General features: G+C 59.6%; 20 protein-coding genes. 5 read left to right on the top strand and 15 right to left on the bottom strand.

All coding sequences use genetic code 11. From position 1 onward, the window contains the following. The first annotated feature begins 213 nt into the window (after positions 1–213). Positions 214–1041 (top strand): substrate-binding periplasmic protein, encoded by an 828-nt coding sequence (locus NAV33_RS20110; protein WP_255983382.1) that lies wholly within the window; start codon positions 214–216, stop codon positions 1039–1041. Positions 1042–1047: 6 nt separating this feature from the next. Here NAV33_RS20110 and NAV33_RS20105 read toward each other — a convergent pair whose 3' ends face one another. Then, on the bottom strand, positions 1048–2508 hold the full coding sequence (locus tag NAV33_RS20105) for a sensor domain-containing diguanylate cyclase (protein ID WP_255983380.1): 1461 nt from the start codon (positions 2506–2508) through the stop codon (positions 1048–1050). A 223-nt stretch (positions 2509–2731) separates the two neighbouring features. Here NAV33_RS20105 and NAV33_RS20100 point away from each other — a divergent pair, with 223 nt between their 5' ends. Further along, complete coding sequence (locus NAV33_RS20100; RefSeq protein WP_255983378.1) at positions 2732–4663, top strand: methyl-accepting chemotaxis protein; 1932 nt, start codon at positions 2732–2734, stop codon at positions 4661–4663. A 164-nt stretch (positions 4664–4827) separates the two neighbouring features. Here NAV33_RS20100 and NAV33_RS20095 read toward each other — a convergent pair whose 3' ends face one another. Continuing rightward, complete coding sequence (locus NAV33_RS20095) at positions 4828–5652, bottom strand: outer membrane protein OmpK (RefSeq protein WP_255983376.1); 825 nt, start codon at positions 5650–5652, stop codon at positions 4828–4830. A 38-nt stretch (positions 5653–5690) separates the two neighbouring features. Between NAV33_RS20095 and NAV33_RS20090 the strand changes: the two genes are divergently transcribed. Beyond that, positions 5691–5960: a hypothetical protein gene (locus tag NAV33_RS20090; protein ID WP_255983373.1), complete on the top strand. Its 270-nt coding sequence runs from the start codon at positions 5691–5693 to the stop codon at positions 5958–5960. A 356-nt stretch (positions 5961–6316) separates the two neighbouring features. Here NAV33_RS20090 and NAV33_RS20085 read toward each other — a convergent pair whose 3' ends face one another. The 7 genes from NAV33_RS20085 to puuE form a co-directional block, all read right to left on the bottom strand. After that, positions 6317–7867, bottom strand: a complete 1551-nt coding sequence (locus NAV33_RS20085) for a cation:proton antiporter family protein (RefSeq protein WP_255983371.1) — start codon at positions 7865–7867, stop codon at positions 6317–6319. Positions 7868–7996: 129 nt separating this feature from the next. Then, complete coding sequence (locus tag NAV33_RS20080) at positions 7997–9346, bottom strand: nucleobase:cation symporter-2 family protein (RefSeq protein WP_255983369.1); 1350 nt, start codon at positions 9344–9346, stop codon at positions 7997–7999. A 203-nt stretch (positions 9347–9549) separates the two neighbouring features. Continuing rightward, a complete protein-coding gene (locus NAV33_RS20075; RefSeq protein ID WP_255983367.1) occupies positions 9550–10830 on the bottom strand; it encodes a urate hydroxylase PuuD in 1281 nt (426 codons plus the stop codon). 137 nt (positions 10831–10967) lie between these two features. Then, entirely contained in the window at positions 10968–11492 is a 525-nt protein-coding gene (locus NAV33_RS20070; protein ID WP_255983365.1) for an ureidoglycolate lyase, read from the bottom strand. A 187-nt stretch (positions 11493–11679) separates the two neighbouring features. After that, positions 11680–12675, bottom strand: coding sequence for an allantoicase (gene alc, locus NAV33_RS20065; protein ID WP_255983363.1), 996 nt, complete (start codon positions 12673–12675; stop codon positions 11680–11682). 39 nt (positions 12676–12714) lie between these two features. Then, positions 12715–13230, bottom strand: coding sequence for a 2-oxo-4-hydroxy-4-carboxy-5-ureidoimidazoline decarboxylase (uraD, locus tag NAV33_RS20060; protein ID WP_255983361.1), 516 nt, complete (start codon positions 13228–13230; stop codon positions 12715–12717). After that, positions 13227–14159 (bottom strand): allantoinase PuuE, encoded by a 933-nt coding sequence (puuE, locus tag NAV33_RS20055; protein ID WP_255983359.1) that lies wholly within the window; start codon positions 14157–14159, stop codon positions 13227–13229. Before puuE ends, uraD begins: the two co-directional genes overlap by 4 nt. Positions 14160–14508: 349 nt before the next feature. Here puuE and uraH point away from each other — a divergent pair, with 349 nt between their 5' ends. Further along, positions 14509–14862 (top strand): hydroxyisourate hydrolase, encoded by a 354-nt coding sequence (gene uraH / locus NAV33_RS20050; RefSeq protein ID WP_255983356.1) that lies wholly within the window; start codon positions 14509–14511, stop codon positions 14860–14862. A gap of 252 nt (positions 14863–15114) precedes the next feature. Here uraH and NAV33_RS20045 read toward each other — a convergent pair whose 3' ends face one another. Both NAV33_RS20045 and NAV33_RS20040 read right to left on the bottom strand, forming a co-directional pair. Beyond that, positions 15115–15741: a LysE family translocator gene (locus NAV33_RS20045; protein ID WP_255983354.1), complete on the bottom strand. Its 627-nt coding sequence runs from the start codon at positions 15739–15741 to the stop codon at positions 15115–15117. A 187-nt stretch (positions 15742–15928) separates the two neighbouring features. Next, on the bottom strand, positions 15929–17275 hold the full coding sequence (locus NAV33_RS20040; protein WP_255983352.1) for an NCS2 family permease: 1347 nt from the start codon (positions 17273–17275) through the stop codon (positions 15929–15931). Positions 17276–17641: 366 nt separating this feature from the next. On the opposite strand from NAV33_RS20040, the gene NAV33_RS20035 reads away from it, so the two are divergent. Beyond that, positions 17642–18397, top strand: coding sequence for a GntR family transcriptional regulator (locus tag NAV33_RS20035; protein ID WP_255983350.1), 756 nt, complete (start codon positions 17642–17644; stop codon positions 18395–18397). Between the two features lie 327 nt (positions 18398–18724). Here the strand turns inward: NAV33_RS20035 and guaD are convergent, their stop codons facing one another. The 4 genes from guaD to xdhA form a co-directional block, all read right to left on the bottom strand. Next, positions 18725–20029: a guanine deaminase gene (gene guaD, locus NAV33_RS20030; protein ID WP_255983348.1), complete on the bottom strand. Its 1305-nt coding sequence runs from the start codon at positions 20027–20029 to the stop codon at positions 18725–18727. A gap of 154 nt (positions 20030–20183) precedes the next feature. Beyond that, the gene (gene xdhC, locus NAV33_RS20025; protein ID WP_255983346.1) at positions 20184–21017 is read right to left on the bottom strand and encodes a xanthine dehydrogenase accessory protein XdhC; all 834 of its coding nucleotides are present in this window, start codon (positions 21015–21017) and stop codon (positions 20184–20186) included. 337 nt (positions 21018–21354) lie between these two features. Beyond that, the gene (gene xdhB / locus NAV33_RS20020) at positions 21355–23748 is read right to left on the bottom strand and encodes a xanthine dehydrogenase molybdopterin binding subunit (RefSeq protein WP_255983344.1); all 2394 of its coding nucleotides are present in this window, start codon (positions 23746–23748) and stop codon (positions 21355–21357) included. Next, a complete protein-coding gene (gene xdhA / locus NAV33_RS20015; RefSeq protein WP_255983342.1) occupies positions 23741–25180 on the bottom strand; it encodes a xanthine dehydrogenase small subunit in 1440 nt (479 codons plus the stop codon). Before xdhA ends, xdhB begins: the two co-directional genes overlap by 8 nt. Positions 25181–25278 lie beyond the last annotated feature (98 nt).

The following is a 25278-nucleotide window of genomic DNA, read 5'->3' as shown; positions in this document are numbered from 1 at the left end:
TGCTAGCACCGGCCTCCAGACCGCCTCAAGGCGGGCGCTCCGATCTGCCTGTCTGTGAACAACTACGTAAAACTTTGTACACAATCTGGAAAAGACCCTGCTACTGTATTGCCATCAATGCAGTGTGAACGGGCCGATAGGATCGCTTTTCGCGTTTCCGCCGGCCATCCCGGGCCTGCCGAGCGGGTCGTCCAACACTCCAAGGAGTTCCACATGAAGAAATTTCTTGCGGCCGCCTTGCTGGCGCTTTCAATGCCTGTAGCTGCCGAGCAAATCTACACAATAGGCGTCGAACAAGCGGCTTTTCTGCCGCACTACAGCGGCGACGCGCAGGGCAACTACCAGGGCTTCGCCCGTGAACTGCTGGATAGTTTCGCCGCGCATAGCGGCGTGCGTCTGGTGTACAAGGTGCTCCCGGCAGACGAGCTGTTGCCTGCGTTGCTGGACGGGCGCGTCGATGCCAAATACCCAGACAACCCCAACTGGTCCGAGCCCGCCAAAGCAGGACATCGACTGCACTACAGCCAAGCGGTGGTCAATTATGTCGACGGGGTGATGGTGGCGCCGCGACGCGTAGGGCGGGGTATCGATGAGCTCAGGCGGCTGGCGGTCGTTGATGGCTGGACGCCCTGGGGCTATGAAGACCGGGTCGCCACCAACCAAATCCTGCTGGTCAGTAGTGAGAACTTGCCGCGCATGGTGCGTCAGGCACTGCTCAAGGATAGCGATGGCGCCTACTACAACGTGGTGGTGGCGGCGCATTACCTGAACAACGTGCGCGCCAAGCCGGGAGCGCTAGTGTTCGATGCTGACCTGCCGCACACACGTAGCACTTTCAACCTGTCCAGCTTAAATCATCCTGAACTCATCGAAAGTTTCGACCGCTATCTCAAGAACCAACAGTCTGCCGTTTCCACGCTCAAAGCCAAGCATCAGGTCGAGAAAAACCTGTTCTCGGAGTACGTCGGCATGGAGCAGTGGAAGATCGAGTTTCTCGAGCGACAGAAGGCCAAGGAGCTAGAGTCGGGGGTCCAGCATTAGGAGTGATCAATCGGCGGGAACACCCGCTGCGCTGCAGACCCGGTTACGTCCGCCATTTTTCGCCCGGTACAACGCCCGGTCTGCGTCATCTAACAGAGACTCCAGGTTACCGTCTGGTGGCAGTTGAGCCGCGCCTATGCTGACTGTAGCGCGCAACGGTGTGCCCTCGAAATCGAACGTTGCGGCCTCCGTGGCAGCACGAATTTTTTCCGCTAGAGCCAATGCAGTGGCTAGATCGGTTTCCTTGAACATGATGACGAACTCCTCGCCACCCCAGCGCGATATCAAGTCGGACTGACGTATCTGTCGGGCCAGCAATCTAGCGAAGCTGCGCAACAGAAAATCGCCGCCGAGATGGCCATGGGTATCGTTAAACGCCTTGAAGTGATCGATATCCAGGATCAGCACGCAAAGGTCGCTACGCTGACGCCTTGCTTCGAGCACGGCCTGCTCGGCGACAAGGCCGAAACCGTGCCGATTGAGCAGTTCGGTCAAAGCATCGTGGGTAGCCATGGCTTCGATGCGCTGCAGATAGCGTCGGCTGATCGAGCCCACCAGGCCCAATACGATAACGGTTACGCTGAAGCAGATCAGAAGATTCACCCAGAGCGCCCGCCGCATTGGGGCCATCACGCCGCTTTCCTGTTTATCGACCATCAGGAACCAGTTCAGCTCGGGAATGTAGCGGATGTTGATGAAATGCTGCTCGCCCTCGCTCTGGTAGTCGAACGAGCCCGGACGTAACTGCGGCAGCTGACGATTGAGGTCTGCCAGGGCCTTGATGTCTTTCAACGCCGTTTCACGCGGCTGCCCGTCCGGCCCGCCTTGCCGGCCGGTCATCACGATGCGGTGACTGGCGTCTACGAAATAGATGTTGCGCTGGTATCGACGCTGATAGGTATCGAGCAGATCGACCACCCGCTCAAGCGTCAGCCCGACTCCCGCAACGCCGCGGAAGTCACCCTTGGCCGTGGTTACCCGATAGTTGATGAACATCGTAAGCCGATTCACGTCGACGACGATCTCCCAGGGGACGCCGCTTTGCTCGAATCGATAGAACCATCGATCCGCCGGGTCGTCCGGTTGTATCGGCTGGATGTCCTCGTCGGTGTAGTAGGTCTGCGAGCCAGCCGAGGCGAAGAAGGCGTTCGACGTGTTATAGCGCTGGCGGATGGCTTGCAAGTAGCGGCTGATGAGCGCTGCGTTGGGTTCGCCCTGATCGACCCAGTCCATTACGAAAGGGTCTTCGGCCATGGCAGAGGAGACCTGCACCAGACGGACCAGATCCTTCTGGATTTCCCCTGAAATGACATCTGCAGTCAAGGGCAGCTCGGTACCGATGATGCTCTTGCGGATGGCTTCACGTGACGCGTAGTAGCTGGCAAGGCTGGTAATCACGAAGCCCAACCCGATGATCAGGGCTAGCAGAGTGAGGAGAGTGCTTTGCTTCACGGTCAATTGCCGCATCGATTACTCCGGCCGTTCGGGTCAGGCGGCACATTACGAAGGGACATTCTATCCGCTGCGCCTGCCATGGCGCCTATTAAAACGGCGACGGAATCCGCCCAATGGTCGCTCAAGAGTTTCTTGGCGAGGCCGATAGAAAAACCAAGAATAGGAGTTTGATGTTTGTATACATGGACTGTAGTAAATTGTGTACAGTTATCAAGCGAACTATCGAGGTCGTACCATGTCCTTCATGCAACGCAGTATCCAGTGGCAATTGATCGTCAGCATGGGAGCGGCTTTGCTCACTAGCCTTCTGATCGTCATCCTGATTTATTCATCGACGCTCAACGGGTTGGCTGAACGTTATCTGCTTGGCCAGGCTCTGCCGGCCAACATCGCCTCGATTCGGAACGACATCGAGCGCACGCTGGCGGCGCCCATTACCGCTACTGCCGGGATCGCTGGCAATACGCTGGTGCAGGAGTGGCTGCGTGATGGCGAAAGCACGGAGCAAGCCGCTGCGATCGCCCGCTATCTGAATGGGGTGAAGGCGCAACAGAATGCTCTGACTACTTCTGTCGTGGCGCTGGACAGCGGTAACTATCATTCCGAAAGCGGGCTTTCACGTACCCTGCAGCGCAGTGCACCAGGTGACGCCTGGTTCTACAGTCTGATCGACGGCGGCATTGAGCGCCGCTTCGAGATCGATATCGACAAGGCGTCGCGTCTGCCCACGCTGTTCATCAACCAGCGTATCAGTGCTGATGGCAAGACACTAGGCGTTGCCGGTCTGGGCTACAGCCTGAAAAGCATGTCCGAGTTGATCAGTAACTTTAAGTTTGGCGAGCGGGGCGAGGTTTATCTGATTGATGCCGGCGGCCAGATCAAAGTTCATCCGCGTACCGAGTATAACGGTCGCGCCGAGCTGAAAGCGCTGACCGGCGACGATGCTGCGCGCCGGCTGCTGGCGGGCGAGCACGAGGCGGTAAGGTTCGAGCGCGATGGCGAAACCTTCCTGGCACTGGCGCAACCGTTGGAAAGCCTGAACTGGATTCTGGTCAGTGAAGTTCCTGAGGCCGAGATCTTCGGCGAGGCACAGCGCACCCTGTGGACCATTAGCTTGCTTGGGGCCTGTATTGCACTGTTCTTTCTGGGACTTGTGGTGCTGCTGGCGCGGGGATTGGTTAAACCGATTCGTCAGGTGACCACCGCGCTGGTGGAAATCGGCGGTGGCGGCGGCGATCTAACGCGTCGTTTGGATGAGAGCCGGAGCGACGAGTTAGGCGATCTCGCGCGTGGCTTCAACCGCTTCATTGGTAGCCTGCGCGGGCTGATTGGCGATGTGCTGAATACCAGCCAGCAACTGCGCACCGCAGTGGGCCAAGTGGCGGAAGTGGTCGACAACACTGCAGATCGTGCCGGCCGCCAGAACGAAATGACTGACATGGTCGCTACTGCGGTGCATGAGATGGGATTGACGGTGCAGGAGATTGCCCGTAACGCCAGCAGCGCCGCGCAGGCTTCTCAGGGCGCGAAAGATGAAGCGATGCAGGCCCGCAAGGTGGTGGGAGACTCCATCGCGCACATCGAAAAGATGTCAGGCGAGATCGGCCATGCGGCAGAGTCGGTCACCGATCTTGCACAGCAGGTGGCATCCATCGACAAGGTGCTGGCAGTGATCCGCAGCATTTCTGAGCAGACCAACCTGCTCGCGCTCAACGCAGCCATTGAGGCCGCACGTGCCGGTGAGATGGGGCGAGGCTTTGCGGTGGTCGCCGATGAGGTGAGAACGCTGGCCAGCCGCACCCAAGCGTCGACCGACGAGATCCAGCAGATGATTCAGGGCCTCAAGAGTGGTGCGGAAAACGCAGTGAATTCGATGCATGCGGGGCAGGCTGCCACCGGCGCCGGCGTTCAGGCCAGCCAGCGCACCGGGCAGTCGTTGCGCGCTATCACCGAGCAGGTTGAAGCGATCAGCGATATGAACGCTCAGGTTGCGGCTGCGACCGAAGAACAGAGCAGCGTCACCGAGGAGATCACTCACAACGTTCAGGGGATCGCCGACCTGGCACAGGCGACCGCGAGCGATGTTCAGGGTTGTCGCGAGGATTGTCAGGCGCTGAGCCGCCTGGCTGATGACCTGAGCCGGCAGATGGGCAGCTTCAAGTTGTGATGAGGGGGGGGCTGGTGAGAACTGGTGCCCTGCACTTTAGGATAGCTGTAACCCCGCAGTTGCGGCCGCGCAACGACCTAGGAATGTCCGGCAACTGAGTCATGCAGATACGAAAAAGGCAGCCACCGGCTGCCTTTTTCGTTTTCCACTTTTGACTTTTCTCGTTAGAAGTGGGCTTTTACCAACACGCTAGCTGTGTTCTGGTCGGTTGGGCCGACAAAGTTCTCACTAACGAAACCGCCGTCCTCAATGCCGTATTTATCGGACCAGTAGTCGTACTCTATACCCACGTAAAGCTTGCCTGGCTCGCCGTCGAGCGCCTTGCCCAGGTCGTACTTGATCTGGGGATTGATGTGCAGGTTCTTCGAGACGAAGTCACCACGGCGCTCGGAGCCGGCGTCGTTCACCACCCAGTCGATAAATCCGTCGAACAGAATGTCGGACTTACCGACTGGAATGGTCATGGCCCAGGTTGGCGTGATCTGCCACTGGCCGGAAGGCTTGCCAGTGGTCCCGTCGGGCTTGCGGTAATACACGTTAATGTTGAACCGATCGAAACCGGGTACGGCTAGGTCGACAGCCGGGCCGAGCAGGTAGTTCTGGTTTGGTACTCCGTCAGTGCTTTCGCCGCGCTCGTAGGTGGCGGCGAGCAGCACATCCTTGATCGGGCCGAAAGACATTTCCTGACCGGTGATCTTGCCCAGCGACAGGCGCGGGCTGAATTCGCCGTAGTAGGTGTGGCCGTCATTGCCGGTGAGGCCGTTGTACCACTTGTTGTCGACGAACAGGAACATGTCGCCCCAGCTCCAGCCGCTGGCATGCTCAAAGGTGACGGTCTGCTGAATCTCGCCAGCATCGACCTTGAAATCCTTACCGTACAGGTAGGTAAGACTGTTGTTCTGCCATTGCAGCATGCCTTCGGCGAAGGCTGGGGCGGCGAGCAGGCTGCCGGCCAGCGCAAGCGAGAGTGGAGCGAGTTTGAAGTTCATGTCGATACCCTTTGGTTTTGTTGTTGTGATGAATGTCGATGTCGCGTCTAGGCCTCGTTGCACCCAGACGTTGGGAGCTGATCAGCCCGTCGGTGCCAGGTGCGTGGAATATCGTCGTTGCTCTTGAAGACAACGCCGGTCGTCAGCGTCACGCTGAGAAGGCCGAAGCTGGCGTCCTAAAGGCAGAGCATGCCGGCGCCGATCGGGCCTGGATGAAGGCTGAGGCCAGACACAAGCAGTACCATGCTTATTCGGTAGGGCAACTGATCGCCCAGACCCGATACGCTGTTGGTGATGCGTCGGGGTGATGATGCCAACGAAGCTGGCCTGCGCGTGCTGTATGGCGAAGAAGGTGACCGGAAGCGAACCCGGGCAATCATCGAGCCGATAGATCAAATCCTGGTTGGGGGTGTCACCGCTCCTGGATTCGGTTGCGGTCATGGTCAAGCCTGCCATTAGTTATTGTTAGGTCATGGGCTTTTGAGGTTGCACGGACCTCTTCACTGAGCCCGAAAAAGTTGTTCGTGCGGTCAGGATGTGCCTGACTATAACAATCTGTGAACACACCTTTAAACAATTAATTTAAAGATTGTGCACAATTCTGACGAAGATCACCCAGACGAGCCACCGCCAGTCTGCATTGCACAGAGGCGGTGCTACCGATTCAGCGTTTGATCAGCAGCTCTCGAACCACGTTTTCGGCGAGTCCGGCACCGGCTTCTGACATGGTGAGGTAGGTGCGGTCAGCGCCGGCGTCTTCGATCTGCTGGGCGATGTCTTCGTACATCGCGTGGGAAACGATCAGGCCGCCGAAGCCCTTACCGCGCAATTTACGGGTCGAGATGATTTTCGCCTCGGCATCGTTCATCGCCAGAATCACTGCCTCGACCTTGTTCATTTCCAGGCTCTCCCAGAACATCTGATCTTCCGCATCGGCGAACAGGACGTGGCGGCCCTTCTCGCTGCTTTTCTCGACGGTGACCGGGTCGGAGTCGAGGCTGATCAGACGCCAACCCTTGTCCTGCAGATGATCGTAGGCGGCGCGGCCGGTGCGGCCCATACCCATGATCAGGATTTGTGCATCGCCCAGGGATACAGGTTGCTCGTCGGGGTGGCGGGTGTTGCGTTCGAGAGGGATCAGGCGTTTGGCCAGCCGATCGTAAAGCGGGTGGGAAATGCGGTTGAGCTGCGCGGAGATTACGAAGGACAGTGCCACGGTAATCGCCAGCGGTGTCAGCCACTGCGGCAGCACCACGCTTGCGACGATCAGTCCGAATTCGCTGTAATTGGTCAGGCTCGATGCGCTGAGAAAGGCGCTGCGAGCGCGCAGGCGGAACAGCAGGAAGAGGAAGAAAAACAGCGCGCCCTTCAGTGGCAAGAGCAGCGCCACCGCAGCGGCGAAAAGCATGGCATCCATATCGGGCAGCCCGCCGATGCCGATCTGCAGGAAAAAGCCGACCAGGAATACTTCCTTGATCGCCCACAGCGAATTGGATAGTTCGGTGGCGCGCTTGTGCTTGGCCAGCATGGCGCCGAACGCCAGCGCGCCCAGTTCCGAACTGAGTCCCACGTACTCGAAGCCGAGGCCGCCGGCCACTAATGCCAGCATCAGTCCCAGCAGCACCATCAGCTCTTCGTGGCCGCTGTGATCGAGCAGGCGGAATAGCAACGGGCGCAGCAATGGCAGGCCGAATACCAGCAGAGCCCAGGCCGAGGGCACCTTGCCGCTGGCGATGCTCATCACGACGAGGGCGATCAGGTCCTGGATGATCAAAACGCCGATGGCGACACGCCCATGGAAGGCGCGCAATTCGCGCTTACCTTCCAGCACCTTGGCGGCCAGTACGGTGCTTGAGAAGGAAAGCGCGATGGCCAGCAGCAAGCTTTCGCGCCAGCTGGTATCAAGAAAAACGAAAATTGCCGGCAATACCACCAAGCTTGAAATGCCGAAGTGCAACAGGCTGCCGCCGATCACTTCGCGGCGTACCAAGTTGCTGATCTTGAGTTTGAGGCCGACGGTGAACAGCAGCAGCAACACGCCCAGATGCGCCAGGTGCTCGAGGATTTCGCTGTCCTTCGGCCCGACGCCGACGAGGTCACCGAATCCGGCAAGGGCGAAGCCGGCGCCGAGGTAGCCGATCAATGGCGGCAGGCCGATCGCGCGCGAGGCGAGGCCAAGAATGAATGCGAAGGCTATCCAGGTTGCTTCGATCATCTGTCAGTCCTTCTCGGCATCGGGCGGGCGCCGAATTTTAACGGGTGTGCCGTGCTTGTCGACTGTTGGGCGGCGAAAAAAGCAAGCCCGCACATGGCGGGCTTGGCTGGGGTGTGCAGACTGTGTCGGTCAGTGTTGCGCGGCGCCGGTCAGAGCGTTGCGTTCCGCCCCGCCGAGCACGTTGAACAGCAGGTTCAGGGTCACTGCGCTAATCGTCGCCACAGCAATGCCGCTGTGGGTGATGGGCTCCATCCAGTGCGGCAAGTGGGCGAAGAACTCGGGTCGCACGACCGGCACCATACCCAGACCGATGCTCACCGCGACCAACAATTGATTGCGACGATCACCGATGTCGGCTTCCTGCAGGATCTTGATACCGGTAGCGGCGACCATGCCGAACATGGCGATGCCGGCACCGCCAAGCACTGCGGCGGGAATCGAGGCTACGAGGAACGCGGCCTTGGGCAGCAGGCTCAGGCTGATCAGGAACAGCCCTGCGACGGCCGTGACGTAGCGGCTGCGCACGCCGGTCATCTGTACAAGGCCGATGTTCTGGGCGAAAGAGGAATGGGTAAAGGTGTTCAGGAAACCGGCGAAAAAGGTCGCCCCGGCGTCACACAACAAACCACGACGCAGCTGCTTGGGATCGATTTCCTGACCAGTGACTTTCCCTAGCGCGAGGAACATGCCGGCGGACTCGACGAAGATGATCACTACCACCAGGCACATCGACAGAATCGGCGCGAGGAGGAATTGTGGGGCGCCGAAGTGATTCGGTGTGACCACCTGAAATGCTGGCGCCGCGTTTATCCCCGATAGGTCGACCATCCCCAGGCTGCCCGCCAGTACATAGCCCAGCGCCATGCCCACCAGCACCGAGACGTTGACCCAAAATCCGCGCATGAACTGGTTGATTAGCAGAATTACAGTCAGTACCGCCGCTGCCACGCCGAGGTAGGGCAGGGCGCCGAACTGGCCAGCACCGCTACCGCCGCCGGCCCAGTTCACCGCTACAGGGAACAATGAGAGGCCGATTGCGGTGATCACCGTACCGGTCACCAGCGGCGGGAACAGTCGCACGATCTTGCAGACGAAGGGGGCGATCAGCAGGCCGAAGAAGCCTGCGGCAATGGTTGCGCCGAAAATACCGGTCATACCCACGCCGGGCATGCCTGCCATCACCACCATGCTGCTGACCGCGGCGAAGCTGGCACCCATCATCACCGGCATGCGGATGCCAACCGGGCCGATGCCCATGGACTGAACGACGGTCGCGATGCCCGCCACCAGCAGGTCGGCGTTGATCAGAAATGCGATCTCCTCGCGTGAAAGTCCGGCCGCTTGGCCGACGATCAGCGGCACGGCAACCGCCCCGCCGTACATCAGCAACACATGCTGGAAACTCACCAGCAACATCTGTAGCAAGGGAAGTCGCTTCTCGGTGGCTGGCGCGGCTTCCCGCTTGCTCACATCGTTCATGCAAAACACCTCGGACGCTTTTGTTATTGGATGGTCGCGGTAGCCCCGCTGAACGTGCGGGGCCGGTATTCGTGTTGTGGTTCTACCGGGATAGAGTCCTGCTACAGCTCTCGTGACTGCTCTTCGGCTATTCGTGAGTGGATGGGTTGCAAATCAAAGGGCAAAAAAAAGCCGCGCTCGAAAGCGCGGCCGGTGAGCGGCGATCAATCGATCGGCGCGCCCTTGTCGATCCAGGCACCGAGCAGATCGCGCTCTTCCTGGGTCATGTTGGTCATGTTGCCCAGCGGCATGATCTGGCTAGCAACGGCCTGCGCATGAATCTTCGCCGCCTGTTGCTGGATCTGCTGCGGGGTGTCAAACATCACCCCCGCCGGCGCAGCACTGAACAGCGGGCTGCTCGGTTGGGCCGCATGGCAGACCGTGCAGCGTTCGTGGATCACGCTACTCACCTTAGCGAACTCTGTATTGCCAGCTTCGGGTTCGGCTTTGGCCTGTTCAACGTTTACATCGTTCGGCGCGGCAGCGCCCTGCTGAGCGGCCTTACTCGCTTGCTCAGGAGAGGTGGGGGCCAGGTTCGGAGCGGTCGGCTGACGGTTCGGCGAAGTGACGAAGGCCAGGCAGATCATGCCTACCACTGCAGCAGGCAACGCCCAAGCGAAGCGGTTGCTGTCGTGGCGGGTGTTGAAGTAGTGACGTACCAGAACCGCCAACACCGAGATACCAGCCAGGATCAGCCAGTTGTACTGGCTGCCATAAGTGCTCGGGAAGTGGTTGCTGATCATGATGAACAGCACTGGCAGCGTGAAGTAGTTGTTGTGACGCGAACGCAGCAGGCCCTTGGCCGGCAGGACCGGGTCCGGCGTGCGGTTTTGCTCGATGGCGGCGACCAGCGCCCGCTGTGCCGGCATGATGATACGGAACACATTGCCGACCATGATGGTGCCGATCAGCGCACCGGTGTGGATGTACGCGGCGCGGCCGCTGAATACCTGCGAGTAGGCCCAGGCGGCGAAGATCACCAGGACGAACAGCACCAAGCCGAGCAGCGCTGGCTTCTTGCCTAGTGGCGAGTCGCAGAGCAGGTCATAAACGAACCAGCCGACGATCAGCGAGCCGAAGCCAATGGCGATTGCCATGGCGGGTGCCATGTCGCTGCCAGGAGCGATCAGATAGAGAGTGGGGTTGAGGTAATAGACCACCATCAGCAGGGTCACGCCCGACAGCCAGGTGGTGTAGGCCTCCCACTTGAACCAGTGCAGGTTGTCCGGCATCTGCGGCGGGGCCAGCTTGTATTTTTCCAGGTGGTAGATACCGCCGCCGTGAATTGCCCAAAGGTCACCCGAGAGGCCGTCGCGGGGATTGGCACGGTTGAGGTTGTTTTCCAGCCAGACGAAGTAGAACGAGGCACCGATCCAGGCGATGCCGACGATCATGTGAATCCAGCGAATACTCAGGTTCAGCCATTCGGTCAGATGTGCTTCCACGATAATTACCTCTTGCACGGCCGGCGTATCGACCGCTGTTTCTTCTTATTCGACTCTTCGCAAGGTTCCGCTTGTTCTGAAGTACGCATCACGGCGTCGGTTGTCTTCGCAGCCGCGTTGATGATGGCCTTCGATGATCAGTCGGTCGCTTGTTCGGAGTCCCGGTGGGGGGCGAGGAGAACCAGCTCTTCCTCTGTGAAAAAATGCTCGTCGCAGTTGTTGCCAGAACCGCTGCGATCGACCACCAGGAATTCATCCCGCTTTTCGATCGTCAGCACCGGATGGTGCCAGACGCCGCGGTGGTAATTGACGCCCTGCCTGCCGTTGCTGCGGAAGGCACGGACGTTACCCGGTACAGGTACATCGCCAAGTGGCGCGACCACGACCAGAAAAGGATTGCCGAGCAGCGGAATGAAAGCCTGGCTGCCCTGCGGATGTCGTTCCAGCATGCGAATGACCAGCGGCATTTCCAGCGTTTCGGCCGCGAAAATACTGATGATGGCTTGGTCTTCCGGCTGCGCGGTCTCTACCGACGCCAGCTTGTGATAGCGGCGGGTGGAACCGTTATTGATCATGAAATATTCACTGCCTTCGGTTTCGATTACATCACCGAAAGGGGCGAAGGCTTCCTTGGTCAACGGTTCGATCTTGAGTGTGCGCATGCTGTGCTCGTTATCTGAATTGCTGATTTGTGGGGGCGGTGTCGTTGAGGCGGTTAGGACCGTAGGGTGGGCTTCAGCCCACCTTGGCTCCGTGGCTAATATGGGCTAAGCCAGCTTTCGGGGCTGGTGGGCTAAAGCCCACCCTACGGCCGATTCGGCGGCTATTACGCCAAATGGCGTCGCCGGGTTACTTCACCGCCTTGCCAAACAACCGCAGACGGCTGACGCCACCGTCCGGGAAGATGTTCAGGCGCACGTGGGTGATCGGACCAAGCTTGGCGATCTGCTCGCTGAACTCGTGCTCGGCATGCATTTCCAGCTTTTGGCTCGGCAGCAGTTCACGCCAGAACAGGCTCTGGGTTTCGATCTGGCTGTCGGTGCCGCCTTTGACGTACGCCGCCTGGATGTTGCAGCTGTCCGGGTAGTTGCCCTTGAAGTGCAGGGTGTCGACAACGATTCGCTCGATCTCACCGGGCGTGCCCAGCGCGACGATGACCCAGTCGTTGCCCGGCGTGCGGCGGCGGGCGGTTTCCCAACCATCGCCCATGTTGATGCCACGGCCCGGGTTAAGAATGTTGCTCATGCGGCCGAAATGCTCGTCGGAGCACGCCAGCGCGCGACCGCCATTAAGCGCCGAGGCCAGGTCGAGCTGCTCGTTGTCACCGACGGTGTTCCAGTCGCGGAACGGAATGCCGTGTACACGCAGACGCGCCACGCCGCCATCGGGATAGATGTTGAAGCGCAAATGGCTGACCGGCTTGTCGAACGCGATCTCGTGATAGTGATGGCTGTTGCCTTTCAACTCCACGGCCGGAAGGATTTCGGTCCAGACGGTGTTGTCATCTGGGTCACCTTCGGCGAGGAAGCAGGCTTCCAGCGAGGCGGACGGTGGGAAGTTACCGGTGAAGAAGCTGGTGTCGATGTTGATACCCTTGATCGAGCCGGGCACGCCGAGGCGAATAACCGCTTGGTCGAAGCCTTCGAAGCGCTTGCGGCGCGACTCCCAACCGTCCATCCACTTGCCGTTGTCATCGAAAACGCCCTCCTTCCATACGGCCGGCGTCGGCTGGAACAGCCGATTGACGTCGGCGAACCAGTCGTCAGTGACGGAGATGGCCTTGGTGCCCAGACGGGCATCGGCCAGGTTGACGTATTTTTCGAAAGGTACGGCGTAGCTCTTCATACGTGTTTTTCTCTTCGAGTCGTCTGAGTGGTCTCTTGCTTACATCGCCTGCAGACGGAACAGGGCGATTTTGTTGATTTCGGCGACGGCGCGAGCGAATTCCTGCTCCGGGGAGTTGTGCATACGCTCTTCGAAGGCTGCCAGGATCTGGTGCCGGTTACTGCCTTTTACCGCCATGATGAAGATGAACCCGAACTTGTCCTTGTAGGCGTCGTTCAGCTCGGTGAAACGGGTGAATTCTTCCGGCGTGCATTCCTGGATACCGGCCCCGGCCTGCTCGGAGGTACTCGATGCGGTCAGCTCGCCACGCACTGCGGCCTTCCCGGCGAGATCGGGGTGAGCATTGATCAGCGCCAGTTGCGTATCGCGCGGTGCGCTCAGCAACACGTCCGACATGCGCTGATGCAGCACTTCGATCTCATCGAGCGTTTCATCGACACCTTTGTCGTACGCCTGTTCTGCGACCCAGGGCGAGTGCTCATAGATGTCGGCGAAGGCAGCGACGAAGGCGTCGCGGTCGAGGCTGGAAGGCTGCAATGTCTGAAAACGGCTCATGCGGCAGGTTCCTGTTTGAAAGGGTGGGTGTCATGCCAGTGGCGGGCGATGTCGACACGGCGGGCGAACCAAACCTGTTCGTGACCCTGAGCGTATTCGAGGAAGCGCTGCAGTGCGGCCAGACGCGCAGGGCGACCGAGCAGGCGGCAGTGCATGCCGATGGACAGCATTTTTGGCGCGCCCTCTGTACCTTCGGCATAGAGCACGTCGAAGGCGTCCTTGAGGTACTCGTAGAAGTCGTCGCCCTTGTTGAAGCCCTGCGCCTGGGTGAAGCGCATGTCGTTGGTATCCAGGGTGTAGGGAATCACCAGATGCGGATGTTCCTGCGTACTTTCCGAATCCCAGTAGGGCAGGTCGTCATCGTAGGTGTCGGAGTCATAGAGGAAGCCACCTTCCTCGCGCACCAGACGGCGAGTATTCGGCCCGGTACGGCCGGTGTACCAGCCCAGCGGGCGTTCACCCGTGATATCAGTCAGGATGCGGATGGCCTCGAGCATATGCTCGCGTTCCTGGTTTTCGTCCATGTATTGATAGTCGATCCAGCGATAGCCGTGGCTGCAGATCTCGTGGCCGTCGGCAACCATTGCCTTGATCACGTCCGGATGACGCTGCGCGGCCATGGCCACGGCGAAGATCGTCAGCGGAATGTTGTGCTTGCGAAACAGCTTGAGCAGGCGCCAGACCCCGGCCCGGCTCCCATATTCATAGAGCGACTCCATGCTCATGTGTCGCACGCCCTGAAACGGCTGGGCAGAAACCATCTCGGAGAGAAAGGCTTCGGACTCCTTGTCCCCGTGCAATACGCAGCGCTCACCGCCTTCTTCGTAGTTGAGCACGAAGGACAGTGCGATGCGGGCGTTGCCCGGCCATTGCGGATGGGGTGGGTTTTCGGCATAGCCGATGAGGTCACGAGGGTAGTCGGCGCTCACGTGTCATTCCTTATTCGATCTCGGGTCGCCGCCGTGGATTACTGTGCGCCCGCCATGGAGTAATTGTATACAAAACGTTTTGCACTTTGTAAATGACGTTTCGAGGAAAATCTATCAAGCGGGTTTTGCTGTGGTGCGACCCAGCCATGGCCATCGACCAATATTAGCGGGCTGAGCGTTGAACTAGGCTTAGGCTAGCAGGAGCGATTCTCTAGTCCGGATTTGAAATTGTGTACAATTTTATCAAAAACTGTCTTTAATCTTTTAGCTGGCGTGCTATGCTCGATTCAGGTCCACACCAATCACAAGAGGAGGCAGGCATCGGCGGCAAGCCACGATGCCGGAATCTATGGGACGTTTAACTACTCATGTACTGGATGCCGCCCACGGTTGCCCGGGCAGCAATATTCGCATCGAGCTCTATCGGGTCGACGGCGAGCGCCTCGAGCTGATTACTACGCGCCAGACCAATGCCGACGGCCGCTGCGATTCAGCCTTGCTGGAAGGCGCCGAATACCGTTCTGGTGTCTATCAGTTGCAGTTCAGCGCTGGCGACTACTATCGCGGTCGCGGTGTGCAGCTGCCCGAACCGGCATTTCTTGATGTGGTGGTACTGCGTTTTGGCATCAGTGCCGAGCAGGATCATTACCATGTGCCGCTATTGATTTCGCCTTACAGCTACTCGACCTATCGCGGTAGCTAACCGGCTTGCCTGTCGCCGACACAACGACGCGGCAGGTTTCTGCTCCCATGCGTAAAGCTTGACTCTCTGAGTCTTCGACCCGCCCTGATGGCGGGTTTTTTTTGGGCGAAACTTAAGCGCTGATGGCAATGCTGTTCGCAAGCGAGCTCACTCCAGACGCAGGTATCCGCCTTGTAGGAACGAGCTTGCGCGCGAAACGGGAGGGATCAGCGTCGCGGCTATAGCACAACGCTGCCAAACAGCGGAATACGCTCAACGACTCAGTAATGACGCGGTGCCGGCCCCGCCGAACAGGGCGGCGCTGATGCGATTGAACCAGACCTGACCTTTACCGGTGCGCAGGTAACGCGCCGCACCATGGGCACCGAGCCCATAAGCCAGCTTGCAACATAAATCCAACGCCGCCCAGGTCAGGATCATCACCAGCAGCTGTGGCATGAAGGGCCGATCGGCACTGAGAAACTGAGGTAGAAACGCGGCGAAAAACAAGATGTCCTTGGGATTGCTAGCGCCCAGTCCAAACGCACGCCAGAACAACTGGCGAAAGCGCGGGCTGACCTCGGTAGTGGCGACGCTGGGGTCGTTCTGTGGACGACGCGAGTCCTGCCAGCTCTGCCAGGCGAGATAGAACAGATAGAAGGCGCCGACGATCTTCAGTAGGCTGAAAACCTGTTCCGATGCCAGCAGCAATGCGCCGAGCCCGAGCGCGGACGCGCTGAGCAGGCAGATCGACGCGCTGACGCCCCCAACGAACGCGGGCCAGGAACGGCGCAGCCCGTAGTTGAGGCTGTTACTGATCATCAGCAGCGACAGCGGGCCAGGTATCAGGATCACCACCAGTGCTGCGCTCGCGAATAACAACCAGGTTTCCAGGCTCATTTCAGTGCTCCTCGGCAGTGTTGTGTTTCAGGGTTTCTCCGTTGGCGCTGGTCATGATGCGCGCTGTAATCGTCTTGATCACATGGATTGCAGGTGCCGCCGTTCGCCTTTGCAAGAAGACGTTCGGTAGGTCAAAACGTCAAAAGGCCCCACCGCCGAAACGATGGGGCCGATCGATTCGCCAGCCTTAAAGGAAGGCGAACTTGGCGATAAAGATCACACAAAGCACATACAGACTGACGGATACCTTGTCACGCTGCCCGGTCAGCAGCTTCAGCGTCGCATAGGTCAGAAAGCCCAGCGCGATGCCGTTGGCGATGGAGAAGGTCAGCGGCATCATCACCACGGTTACGATAGCCGGGATGGTGTCGGTATGGTCCTTCCAATCGATATTAGCCATGCCGCTCATCATCAGCATCGCGACATAGATCAGAGCGCCAGCGGTGGCGTAGGCGGGAATCATGCCGGCCAGCGGGGCGAAGAACATCGCCGCGAGGAACAACAGACCCACCGTGATGGCCGTCAATCCTGTGCGACCGCCTGCGGCGACGCCTGAGGCGCTTTCCACATAGCTGGTGACTGGCGGGCAGCCGACCAGTGCACCGACCACGCTCGAGGTGCTATCGGCCTTCAATGCACGAGACAACCCTTGGATCTTTCCATCTTCATCCACCAGGTTGGCCCGGTGCGCCACGCCCATCAGCGTGCCGGCAGTATCGAACATGTTCACGAAGAGGAACGCCAGAATCACGCTGACCATCGTCACGTTCAGTGCGCCGGCAATGTCCATTGCCAACCACGTCGGTGCCAGGCTCGGCGGCATCGAGACCAGACCGTTGAATTCAACCAGGCCCATACCCCAGCCGATGCCGGTCACAGCCAGCATGCTCAGCAGAATCGCGCCGAACACGTTGCGGTGGCTAAGCACAGCGATCATCAGAAAGCAGAGCGCTGCCAACAGTGCGGTGGGTTCACCGAACGAGCCCATGGTGATCAGGGTTGCCGGGCTGTCGACCACGATACCAGCGGTCTTCAGGCCGATCAGGCCGAGGAACAGACCGACGCCCGCGCCCATGGCGAAGCGCAGGCTCATGGGGATGCTGTTCAACAGCCACTCGCGGATTCGCGACAGGCTCATGAACACGAAGAGCACACCGGAGATGAACACGGCACCCAATGCGATCTGCCAGCTGTAGCCCATCTCGCCGACCACTGTATAGGTGAAGAACGCGTTGAGGCCCATGCCCGGTGCCAAACCTACTGGCCAGTTGGCATACAGGCCCATCAGGAAGCAGCCAAGCGCTGCGCCTATGCAGGTTGCGACGAAGGCGGCGCCGTGGTCGACACCGGCCTCGGCCATGATGTTCGGGTTGACGAAGATGATGTAGGCCATGGTGACAAAAGTCGTCAGGCCTGCGAGCAGTTCGGTTTTGATGCTGGTGCGGTGGACGCTGAGCTTGAAGAATCGATCGAGCAAGCCCGCGTTCTTCGGCTGCAGCCCGAGGGTCTGCTGTTCCTGTTTGGTGGTATCCACGAGGTGTTCCTCATCGTTCTTGTTGTCTATCACCCAGAGCGGCGCTCTCGAGGGCAGGTGATGGTGAGGCTCGTCCTGTTCGGTTTGTTGACCGAAGGGTCAGGAAGGCTTGACGCGATTATGCTTTTGTATACAAGAATTGCAACTTGATTTGCATAGATTCAGTCTTTCAGGTGAGTCTTCATGTGCTTTGGCGATAGCCGGTTCGATCAGCGCCAAGGTAAAAGCGGAGCGGCGATAGTAGTCAGAAGCTTGATTGTGCACAATTAAGTCACTTTATTTTGCTATTTCACTAATGGCTACTGCCAGCCAGGCGCTGAAAGGCAGTAAAGTTCGGGTCTGCCGATACTTCCGACGCGAGTCACCATGAACGAACAGTTGCAGCCTCTGAAAAAGCCGACACGAAACGGCAAGGCCCGAACCGGGACCCAGGACGACATCGTTTACGCCCACATTTTCGACGCTATCCTCGAACAGCGGCTGGCGCCGGGCACCAAACTCAGCGAAGAAGCGCTGGGCGAAATATTCGGGGTCAGCCGCACCATCATCCGGCGCGCGCTGTCGCGGCTTGCTCACGAAGGCGTCGTGTTGCTACGCCCCAACCGTGGAGCAGTGGTCGCCAGTCCCAGCGTCGAAGAAGCCCGACAAATCTTCTTCGCCCGCCGGCTGGTTGAGCGCGCCATCACCGAACTGGCTGTGCAGCACGCCGGTGCCGAACAATTGACCGAGTTGCGGCAGATGGTGACGGACGAGCAGGACTGCTTCGCTCGCGGTGATCGCGGTGCCGGTATCCGGCTCTCTGGAGAGTTTCACTTGAAGTTGGCCGAGGCGGCGAAGAATGCACCGCTAGTGAGTTTCCAGCGCAGCCTGGTATCCCAGACCTCGCTGATTATCGCCCAGTATGAAAGCGGCAACCGCTCGCATTGCTCCTTCGACGAACACAACGAGTTGATCGATGCCATCGCTGCCCGCGACAGTGCGAAAGCGGTGAGGCTGATGATGCACCACATGGATCACATCGACAGCAAGCTCAACCTCGACGAAGACAGCGCATCGGATGATCTGCATGCCGTGTTCTCGCATCTGGTGCTTGGCAAGAAGAAGCCGCGCGTACTGCGCTGAGATTCGAATGCGGGGCGCCGAGCATTCGCGGTTAGTGGCGTAGGGTGGGCTTCCGGCACGAATGGAGACTGTTTGCGGTGGGCTGAAGCTCACCCTACGTGACTGCTGCGTACTGACACCCGCCGCGTGGGTCTGCTTGATGACGCGGTGTTTGGCGATGATCACAGTGCAAAGTAGGGTGGGCCGGGCGGCGTTCCGCTTCAGCCCACCGATTCACTTTGTACTCCGCCACGGTGGGCTAAAGCCCACCCTACGGGATTGTTCTCCCGCCCTACGGCCGCCGCGGCTTTCTCGTTCAGCTATCCAGCCTCCCGCGTTGTTTCGTCTTTATCCTTTCTTGTGCACTGAAACACCAGCTGCGTAGGTTTCCTTCACCGCGCGGTCGTCACCCAGCATCATCAGTGCGAACAGCCGCTCTTCCAGCGTCTTGGCCTGTTGCATGCGGTAGTCAATCAGTGGTGTGGCCTTATAGTCGAGCACCACGAAATCGGCATCCTTGCCCGGCTGCAAGTTGCCGATGCGGTCGTCCAGATAAAGCGCCCGGGCGCCGCCCAGCGTGGCAAGGTAAAGCGACTTGAACGGGTCCAGCTTCTTACCCTGCAATTGCATCACTTTGTAGGCCTCGTTCAGTGACTGCAATTGGGAGAAGCTGGTGCCAGCGCCCACATCAGTGCCCAGGCCGACGCGCACGCCATGGCCTTCTACTTTCGCCAGATCGAACAGGCCGCTACCCAAGAACAGGTTGGAGGTGGGGCAGAAAGCTACCGCCGAGCCGGTTTCGCCCAGGCGCTTGCATTCGTCGTCGCACAGGTGCACACCATGGGCGAATACGGAGCGCTCGCCGATCAGGCCGTGGTGGTCGTAGACATCCAGGTAACCGCGTTGCTCGGGGAACAACTCGCGCACCCATTCGATCTCCTTGCGGTTTTCGGACAGGTGGGTGTGCATGTAGAGGTCTGGGTATTCCTTGTACAGCTTGCCGGCCAGCGCTAATTGCTCCGGAGTGCTGGTAGGTGCGAAGCGAGGCGTGACCGCGTAATGCAGGCGGCCCTTGCCGTGCCAGCGTTCGATCAATTCCTTGCTGTCGGCATAGCCGGACTCGGCGGTGTCGGTGAGATAGTCCGGCGCGTTGCGGTCCATCAATACCTTGCCAGCGATCATTCGCAGGTTGAGCTTTTCGGCCTGCTCGAAGAAGGCGTCCACCGATTCCTTGTGCACGCTGCCGAAGACCAGCGCCGTGGTGGTGCCGTTGCGCAGCAGTTCACCCAAGAAGACCTCGGCCACTTCGCTCGCATGGGCCTTGTCGGCGAAAGCGCGCTCGGTGGGGAATGTGTAGGTGTTTAGCCAGTCCAGCAGTTGTTCGCCATAAGACGCAATCATGCCGGTCTGGGGATAGTGAATATGGGTGTCGATGAAGCCAGGCGTGATCAGCGCATCCGGGTACTCGGTCACCTCGGTGCCAGTCGGCAGCGAGGCCAGCAGCGATTGCGCCGCGCCGATCTGAGCAACCTTGCCGTCTTCGATCACGAGCAAGCCATCTTCGAAGTATTCATAGGATTTCTCCACGCCTACCTCGCGCGGATCGGCGAGGCTGTGAAGAATGGCGGCACGGTAGGCTTTGCGTTGGGACATGGTGGTTCTCGGAATCGTTGTGTGTAGGTCGTGTGGGCCTGAATTCCCGGCGCGCAATCTTGCTGTAGGAGCCAACTTGCTGGCGAAGCTCTACTCGGTATGGCTTCGCGAGCAAGCTCGCTCCTACAAAAAAACGGGGCGGATCAAGGCGGTTCTAGGACCGGCGCGAAGCCGGGACCAGCATCGGCACGGGCTTTTCGCCGTCGCCGGTCTTCTCACCAAAGTTGGCGTTGTAGGTGGCAATCACCTCACCGGCGATCGACACGGCGATTTCGATCGGCAGCTTTCCCTTCACCTCGGCGATACCCATCGGGCAACGCATGCGCTGCACGGTTTCGGGCTGGAAGCCGCGGTCGCGCAGGCGGTGCTCGAACTTGGCGCGCTTGCTCTTGGAGCCGATCAGCCCGTAGTAGGTGAAATCGTTGCGCTCGAGTATCGCCGCGGTCAGTTCCAGATCGAGCTGATGGTTGTGGGTCATGACGATGAAATAGCTGCCGGCAGGCATGTTCTCCACTTCATCGACCACTTCGTCGTTGACCACTTTCTCGACGCCTGCCGGGATATGAGTCGGGAACTCGCTTTCGCGCGAGTCGATCCAGCGCACCTTGCACGGCAGGCTGGCGAGCAGCGGCACCAATGCGCGTCCAACGTGGCCAGCGCCGAACACGGCAATGTGCGCCTGTGGCTGACCCATGGGTTCGAACAGCAACACTGTCGCGCCGCCGCAGCACTGGCCCAGACTGGCGCCGAGGGAGAAGCGCTCCAGGCGGGTTTCGCGCACGCGATCTTCGAGCATTTCGCGAGCTATCTGCTGCGCCTTGTATTCCAGGTGGCCGCCGCCGATGGTGTCGTACAAACGTTCACGGCTGACCACCATCTTCGAGCCGGCATTGCGCGGCGTCGAGCCACGCTCCTCAATGATGGTCACCAGCACACAAGGTTCGCCTTGTTGCTGCAGGTCAGCGAGGGCGTCGATCCAGCTGTTCATGTATGTTCTCCGATGCCTTAGAGGCATGCGATTGTTCTCTTGTAAAAGCGAGTTTGCTTGCGAATATGGCCTTCCCCGTTGCTGCTTGGGCGTAGTACCAAAAAACTTCGCGAGCAAGCTCGCTCCTACGGGTCGACTCCGTCGGTGATCGCCACCCCGTAGAAAACGGCGAAGCGTCTTACACCGGAACATTCGTGTTGCGCCCGAGGTGGACAAGCAGAGCATTGTCTACCTCGGGGTGTTGCCTGGCTTTGTAGGAGCCAGCTTGCTGGCGAAGCGTTTCGCTTCGGTGATTGTTCGCGTGCAGGAACTAGGCGCTCCTCTCGCTTCCTACAGGTCAGGCGATGGTTTCGGTTGCCGATACAGGCGCAGCCTTGGCAACCCGCTTCAACTTGCGCATCTGTTCCACGCCCCACAAAACCCGTTCCGGCGTCGCCGGGGCGTCGATGTTCGGTTGGGCACGGTAATCAGCGAGGCTCGCCACCGCGTCCTTGATCGCGCACCAGACCGAGATGCCGAGCATGAACGGCGGCTCGCCGACGGCCTTGGAATGAAACACGGTGTCCTCGGGGTTCTTTCGGTTCTCCACCAGCTTTACCCGCAGATCCAGCGGCATGTCGGCCACTGCCGGGATCTTGTAGCTGGCTGGCCCGGAAGTCATCAACTTGCCCTTGTCGTTCCAGACCAGCTCTTCCATGGTCAGCCAGCCCATGCCCTGGACGAAGCCGCCTTCCACTTGGCCGATATCGATGGCCGGGTTCAGCGAGGCACCGACATCGTGCAGGATGTCGCTGCGCAGCATCTTGTATTCGCCGGTCAGGGTATCGACGATTACCTCGGAGCACGCCGCGCCATAAGCGAAGTAGTAGAACGGACGGCCGCGTGCCTGGCTGCGGTCGTAGTAGATCTTCGGGGTGCGGTAGAAACCGGTGGACGACAGAGACACTTGGCCGAAATAAGCCTGCTGAATCAGCTCGTCGAAAGAGACGTACTGGTCGCGGATGCGGACCTGACCATTCTTGAATTCGACGTCTTCTTCTGTGACTTGGTAATGCCGTGCAGCAAACTCGATCAGACGTTGCTTGATGGTTTGCGCAGCGTTCTGGGCAGCCTTGCCGTTGAGATCCGCGCCACTGGATGCAGCGGTCGGAGAGGTGTTCGGCACCTTGTCAGTGTTGGTAGCGGTGATCTGGATGCGGTCGACATCGACCTGGAACACCTCAGCCACGACCTGAGCGACCTTGATATTGAGGCCCTGGCCCATCTCGGTGCCGCCATGGTTCAGATGGATGCTGCCGTCGGTATAGACGTGTACCAGCGCGCCGGCCTGGTTGAGGAAGCTGGCGGTGAAGCTGATGCCGAATTTCACCGGGGTCAGCGACAGGCCCTTCTTGAGAATCGGACTCTTGGCGTTGAACGCACGGATTTCTTCGCGGCGGCGAGCATACTCGCTGCTGGCCTCGAGCTCGGCGGTCATCTCCTCAAGCATGTTGTGCTCGACGGTCTGGTAGTACGGCGTGACGTTGCGTTCGGTCTTGCCGTAATAGTTGCGCTTGCGCACGTCGAGCGGATCCTTGCCCAGCTCGCGCGCTACTGCGTCCATGATCTCCTCGATGGCGACCATGCCCTGCGGGCCGCCGAAGCCGCGATAGGCGGTGTTCGAGGCCAGGTTGGTCTTGCAGCGATGACCGTTGATGGTCGCATCGCCCAGGTAATAGGCGTTGTCGGAGTGGAACATGGCGCGGTCGACGATGGAGCCGGACAGGTCTGGCGAGTAACCGCAATTGCCGGCCAGATCGATCTCGATGCCGTGCAGCAAGCCGTCGTCATCGAAACCGACGTCATACTCGACGTAGAAGGGATGGCGCTTGCCGGTCATGGTCATGTCTTCCATGCGCGGCAGACGCATCTTGGTTGGCCGCCCGGTAAGGTGCGCGATCACCGCGCACATGCAGGCGGGTCCCGCGGCCTGGGTTTCCTTACCGCCAAAGCCACCGCCCATGCGGCGCATGTCGATGACGATCTTGTTCATCGAGACGCCGAGTACTTCCGAGACCAGCTTCTGCACCTCGGTGGGGTTCTGCGTCGAGGTGTAGACGATCATGCCGCCGTCTTCGGTGGGCATCACCGAGGAAACCTGAGTCTCCAGATAGAAATGTTCCTGACCGCCGATGTGCAGGTTGCCCTGCAGGCGGCGCGGGGCGGTAGCCAGCGCGCCGGCCGAATCGCCGCGTTTGTGGGTGTGGCTGTCGAGCACGAAGTGCTTCTTGCGCAGCGCGTCGACTACGTCGATCACAGGCTCAAGGTCTTCGTACTCGATGATCGCGGCCATCGCTGCCTTGCGCGCGGTTTCCAAGCTGTCAGCGGCCACGGCGATTACCGGCTGGCCAATGAACTCCACCTTGCCATCCGCCAGCAGCGGATCGCCGGGCATGACCGCGCCGATGTCCAGCTGCCCTGGAACATCCTTGGCGGTGATGGCAATGGCGACGCCGGGAATGTTGTAGCAAGGCGCAGTATCGATGCGGACGATGCGGGCATGAGCGCGATCGCTCATGCGTGCATACACATGCAACTGGTTGGGGAATTCCAGGCGGTCGTCGACATACACCGCTTCGCCGGTGACGTGCTTGGGCGCGCTGTCGTGCTTGACGTTTCTGCCCACGCCGCTAACGAGATCCTGAGTGAACAGGGCGGCGAGTTCTTCCTGGGTCTTGGTTGGCTTATGCATATGCGGTCACCCTTGTCTCGGCTTCCGGGCTTTGTTGCTCAAGGAAGCATTTGCGCAGCAGGTTCTGTACAACCAGCAAACGGTATTCGCGGCTGGCGCGGAAGTCGGTAAGCGGCGTGAAGTCTTTCTCCAGCGCCTGGCAGGCTTGCTCGATGGCCTCGTGAGTGAAAGACGCCCCGATCAGAGCACGCTCGCATGCAGCGGCGCGCTTGGGGATCGCTGCCATGCCGCCGAAAGCAACGCGGGCATCTTCGATTATGCCGTCCTCGATCTTTAAGTCGAAGGCTGCGCACACAGCGGAAATATCGTCGTCCAGGCGTTTGGATACCTTATAAGCGCGGAACACCCGGTTCGGCTGGGCGCGCGGCACGATGATCTTCTCGATGAATTCGCCTTGCTCGCGGGCCGTCACCTTGTAATCGATAAAGTAGTCCTGCAGCAGCAGGGTGCGGCTGTTGATGCCCTTGCGCAGCACCACTTGCGCACCCAACGCAATCAGCAGGGGCGGCGAATCACCAATGGGCGAGGCATTACCGATGTTGCCGCCGAGGGTGCCCTGGTTGCGAATCTGCAGAGACGCGAAGCGGTGCAGCAGCTCGCCGAAGTCCGGGTATTCCTGGGCCAGCACTTCGTAGCAATCGGTCAGCGGAGTGGCCGCACCGATTTCGATGGTATTGGCAGTAACTTCGACTTTCTTCATTTCGGCGATATGGCCGACGTAGATCATCACCGGTAGTTCGCGATGGAACTGGGTAACTTCCAACGCCAGGTCGGTGCCGCCGGCAAGCAGGCGGGCGTCGGGATTGGCGCCGTAGATATCGGCCAGATCGGCCACTGTCAGTGGTGACAGGCAGCGCTTGTCGCCACTGTTCAGCTCAGCGGTTTCGCGTGGTTCGATGGCCTTCAACTGGGCGATGGTTTCAGCTTCGCGCGCGTCGAACTGGTCCGGCTGCTTGCCGCAGCAGGCTTGCTCGGCGGCTTCGAGAATTGGCCGGTAGCCGGTGCAGCGGCAGAGGTTGCCAGCCAGCGCCTCGTGCGTGTCGGCGTTGTCGAAGCCGTCCGCCGACTTCTGCAGGGCAAACAGGCTCATGACGAAGCCCGGCGTGCAGAAGCCGCACTGCGATCCATGGCAATCGACCATTGCTTGCTGAACGCTATGCAGCTGGCCCTGATGCTTCAGGTCCTCGACGGTAATCAGTTGCTTGCCATGCAGCGCGGAGACGAACGTCAGGCAGGAGTTAAGCGTGCGATAGCGCAGCTTATCGCCGTCCAGCTCGCCGACCACGACGGTACAGGCGCCGCAGTCACCGGAGGCACAGCCTTCTTTGGTGCCGGATTTACCGCGATGCTCACGCAGGTAATTCAGCACGGTGGTATTCGGATCGAGTGTCTGCTCACGGCGCAGTTCTCGATTGAGTAGGAACTGGATCAAGGAGGGCCTCCGGGGAGTTTTTGTTCTGGGCTCTGGTGAAGGAAATTAGCCCTATCTGACTTTCTGGTCAACAAATACTTGACTCAAAAGTCAATGTG

The sequence above is a fragment of the Stutzerimonas stutzeri genome (assembly GCF_024448715.1).
Taxonomy (GTDB): domain Bacteria; phylum Pseudomonadota; class Gammaproteobacteria; order Pseudomonadales; family Pseudomonadaceae; genus Stutzerimonas; species Stutzerimonas stutzeri_AR.
Note: the sequence above shows the minus strand (reverse complement) of the source record. Positions and strands in the feature narration are given on the sequence as shown.

Excerpts from the sequence above, each read along its gene's own strand:
- NAV33_RS20110 (WP_255983382.1), top strand. The coding sequence starts at position 214 with ATGAAGAAATTTCTTGCGGCCGCCTTGCTGGCGCTTTCAATGCCTGTA.
- NAV33_RS20105 (WP_255983380.1), bottom strand. The coding sequence starts at position 2,508 with ATGCGGCAATTGACCGTGAAGCAAAGCACTCTCCTCACTCTGCTAGCC.
- NAV33_RS20100 (WP_255983378.1), top strand. The coding sequence starts at position 2,732 with ATGTCCTTCATGCAACGCAGTATCCAGTGGCAATTGATCGTCAGCATG.
- NAV33_RS20095 (WP_255983376.1), bottom strand. The coding sequence starts at position 5,652 with ATGAACTTCAAACTCGCTCCACTCTCGCTTGCGCTGGCCGGCAGCCTG.
- NAV33_RS20090 (WP_255983373.1), top strand. The coding sequence starts at position 5,691 with ATGTCGCGTCTAGGCCTCGTTGCACCCAGACGTTGGGAGCTGATCAGC.
- NAV33_RS20085 (WP_255983371.1), bottom strand. The coding sequence starts at position 7,867 with ATGATCGAAGCAACCTGGATAGCCTTCGCATTCATTCTTGGCCTCGCC.
- NAV33_RS20080 (WP_255983369.1), bottom strand. The coding sequence starts at position 9,346 with ATGAACGATGTGAGCAAGCGGGAAGCCGCGCCAGCCACCGAGAAGCGA.
- NAV33_RS20070 (WP_255983365.1), bottom strand. The coding sequence starts at position 11,492 with ATGCGCACACTCAAGATCGAACCGTTGACCAAGGAAGCCTTCGCCCCT.
- alc (WP_255983363.1), bottom strand. The coding sequence starts at position 12,675 with ATGAAGAGCTACGCCGTACCTTTCGAAAAATACGTCAACCTGGCCGAT.
- uraD (WP_255983361.1), bottom strand. The coding sequence starts at position 13,230 with ATGAGCCGTTTTCAGACATTGCAGCCTTCCAGCCTCGACCGCGACGCC.
- uraH (WP_255983356.1), top strand. The coding sequence starts at position 14,509 with ATGGGACGTTTAACTACTCATGTACTGGATGCCGCCCACGGTTGCCCG.
- NAV33_RS20045 (WP_255983354.1), bottom strand. The coding sequence starts at position 15,741 with ATGAGCCTGGAAACCTGGTTGTTATTCGCGAGCGCAGCACTGGTGGTG.
- NAV33_RS20035 (WP_255983350.1), top strand. The coding sequence starts at position 17,642 with ATGAACGAACAGTTGCAGCCTCTGAAAAAGCCGACACGAAACGGCAAG.
- guaD (WP_255983348.1), bottom strand. The coding sequence starts at position 20,029 with ATGTCCCAACGCAAAGCCTACCGTGCCGCCATTCTTCACAGCCTCGCC.
- xdhC (WP_255983346.1), bottom strand. The coding sequence starts at position 21,017 with ATGAACAGCTGGATCGACGCCCTCGCTGACCTGCAGCAACAAGGCGAA.
- xdhB (WP_255983344.1), bottom strand. The coding sequence starts at position 23,748 with ATGCATAAGCCAACCAAGACCCAGGAAGAACTCGCCGCCCTGTTCACT.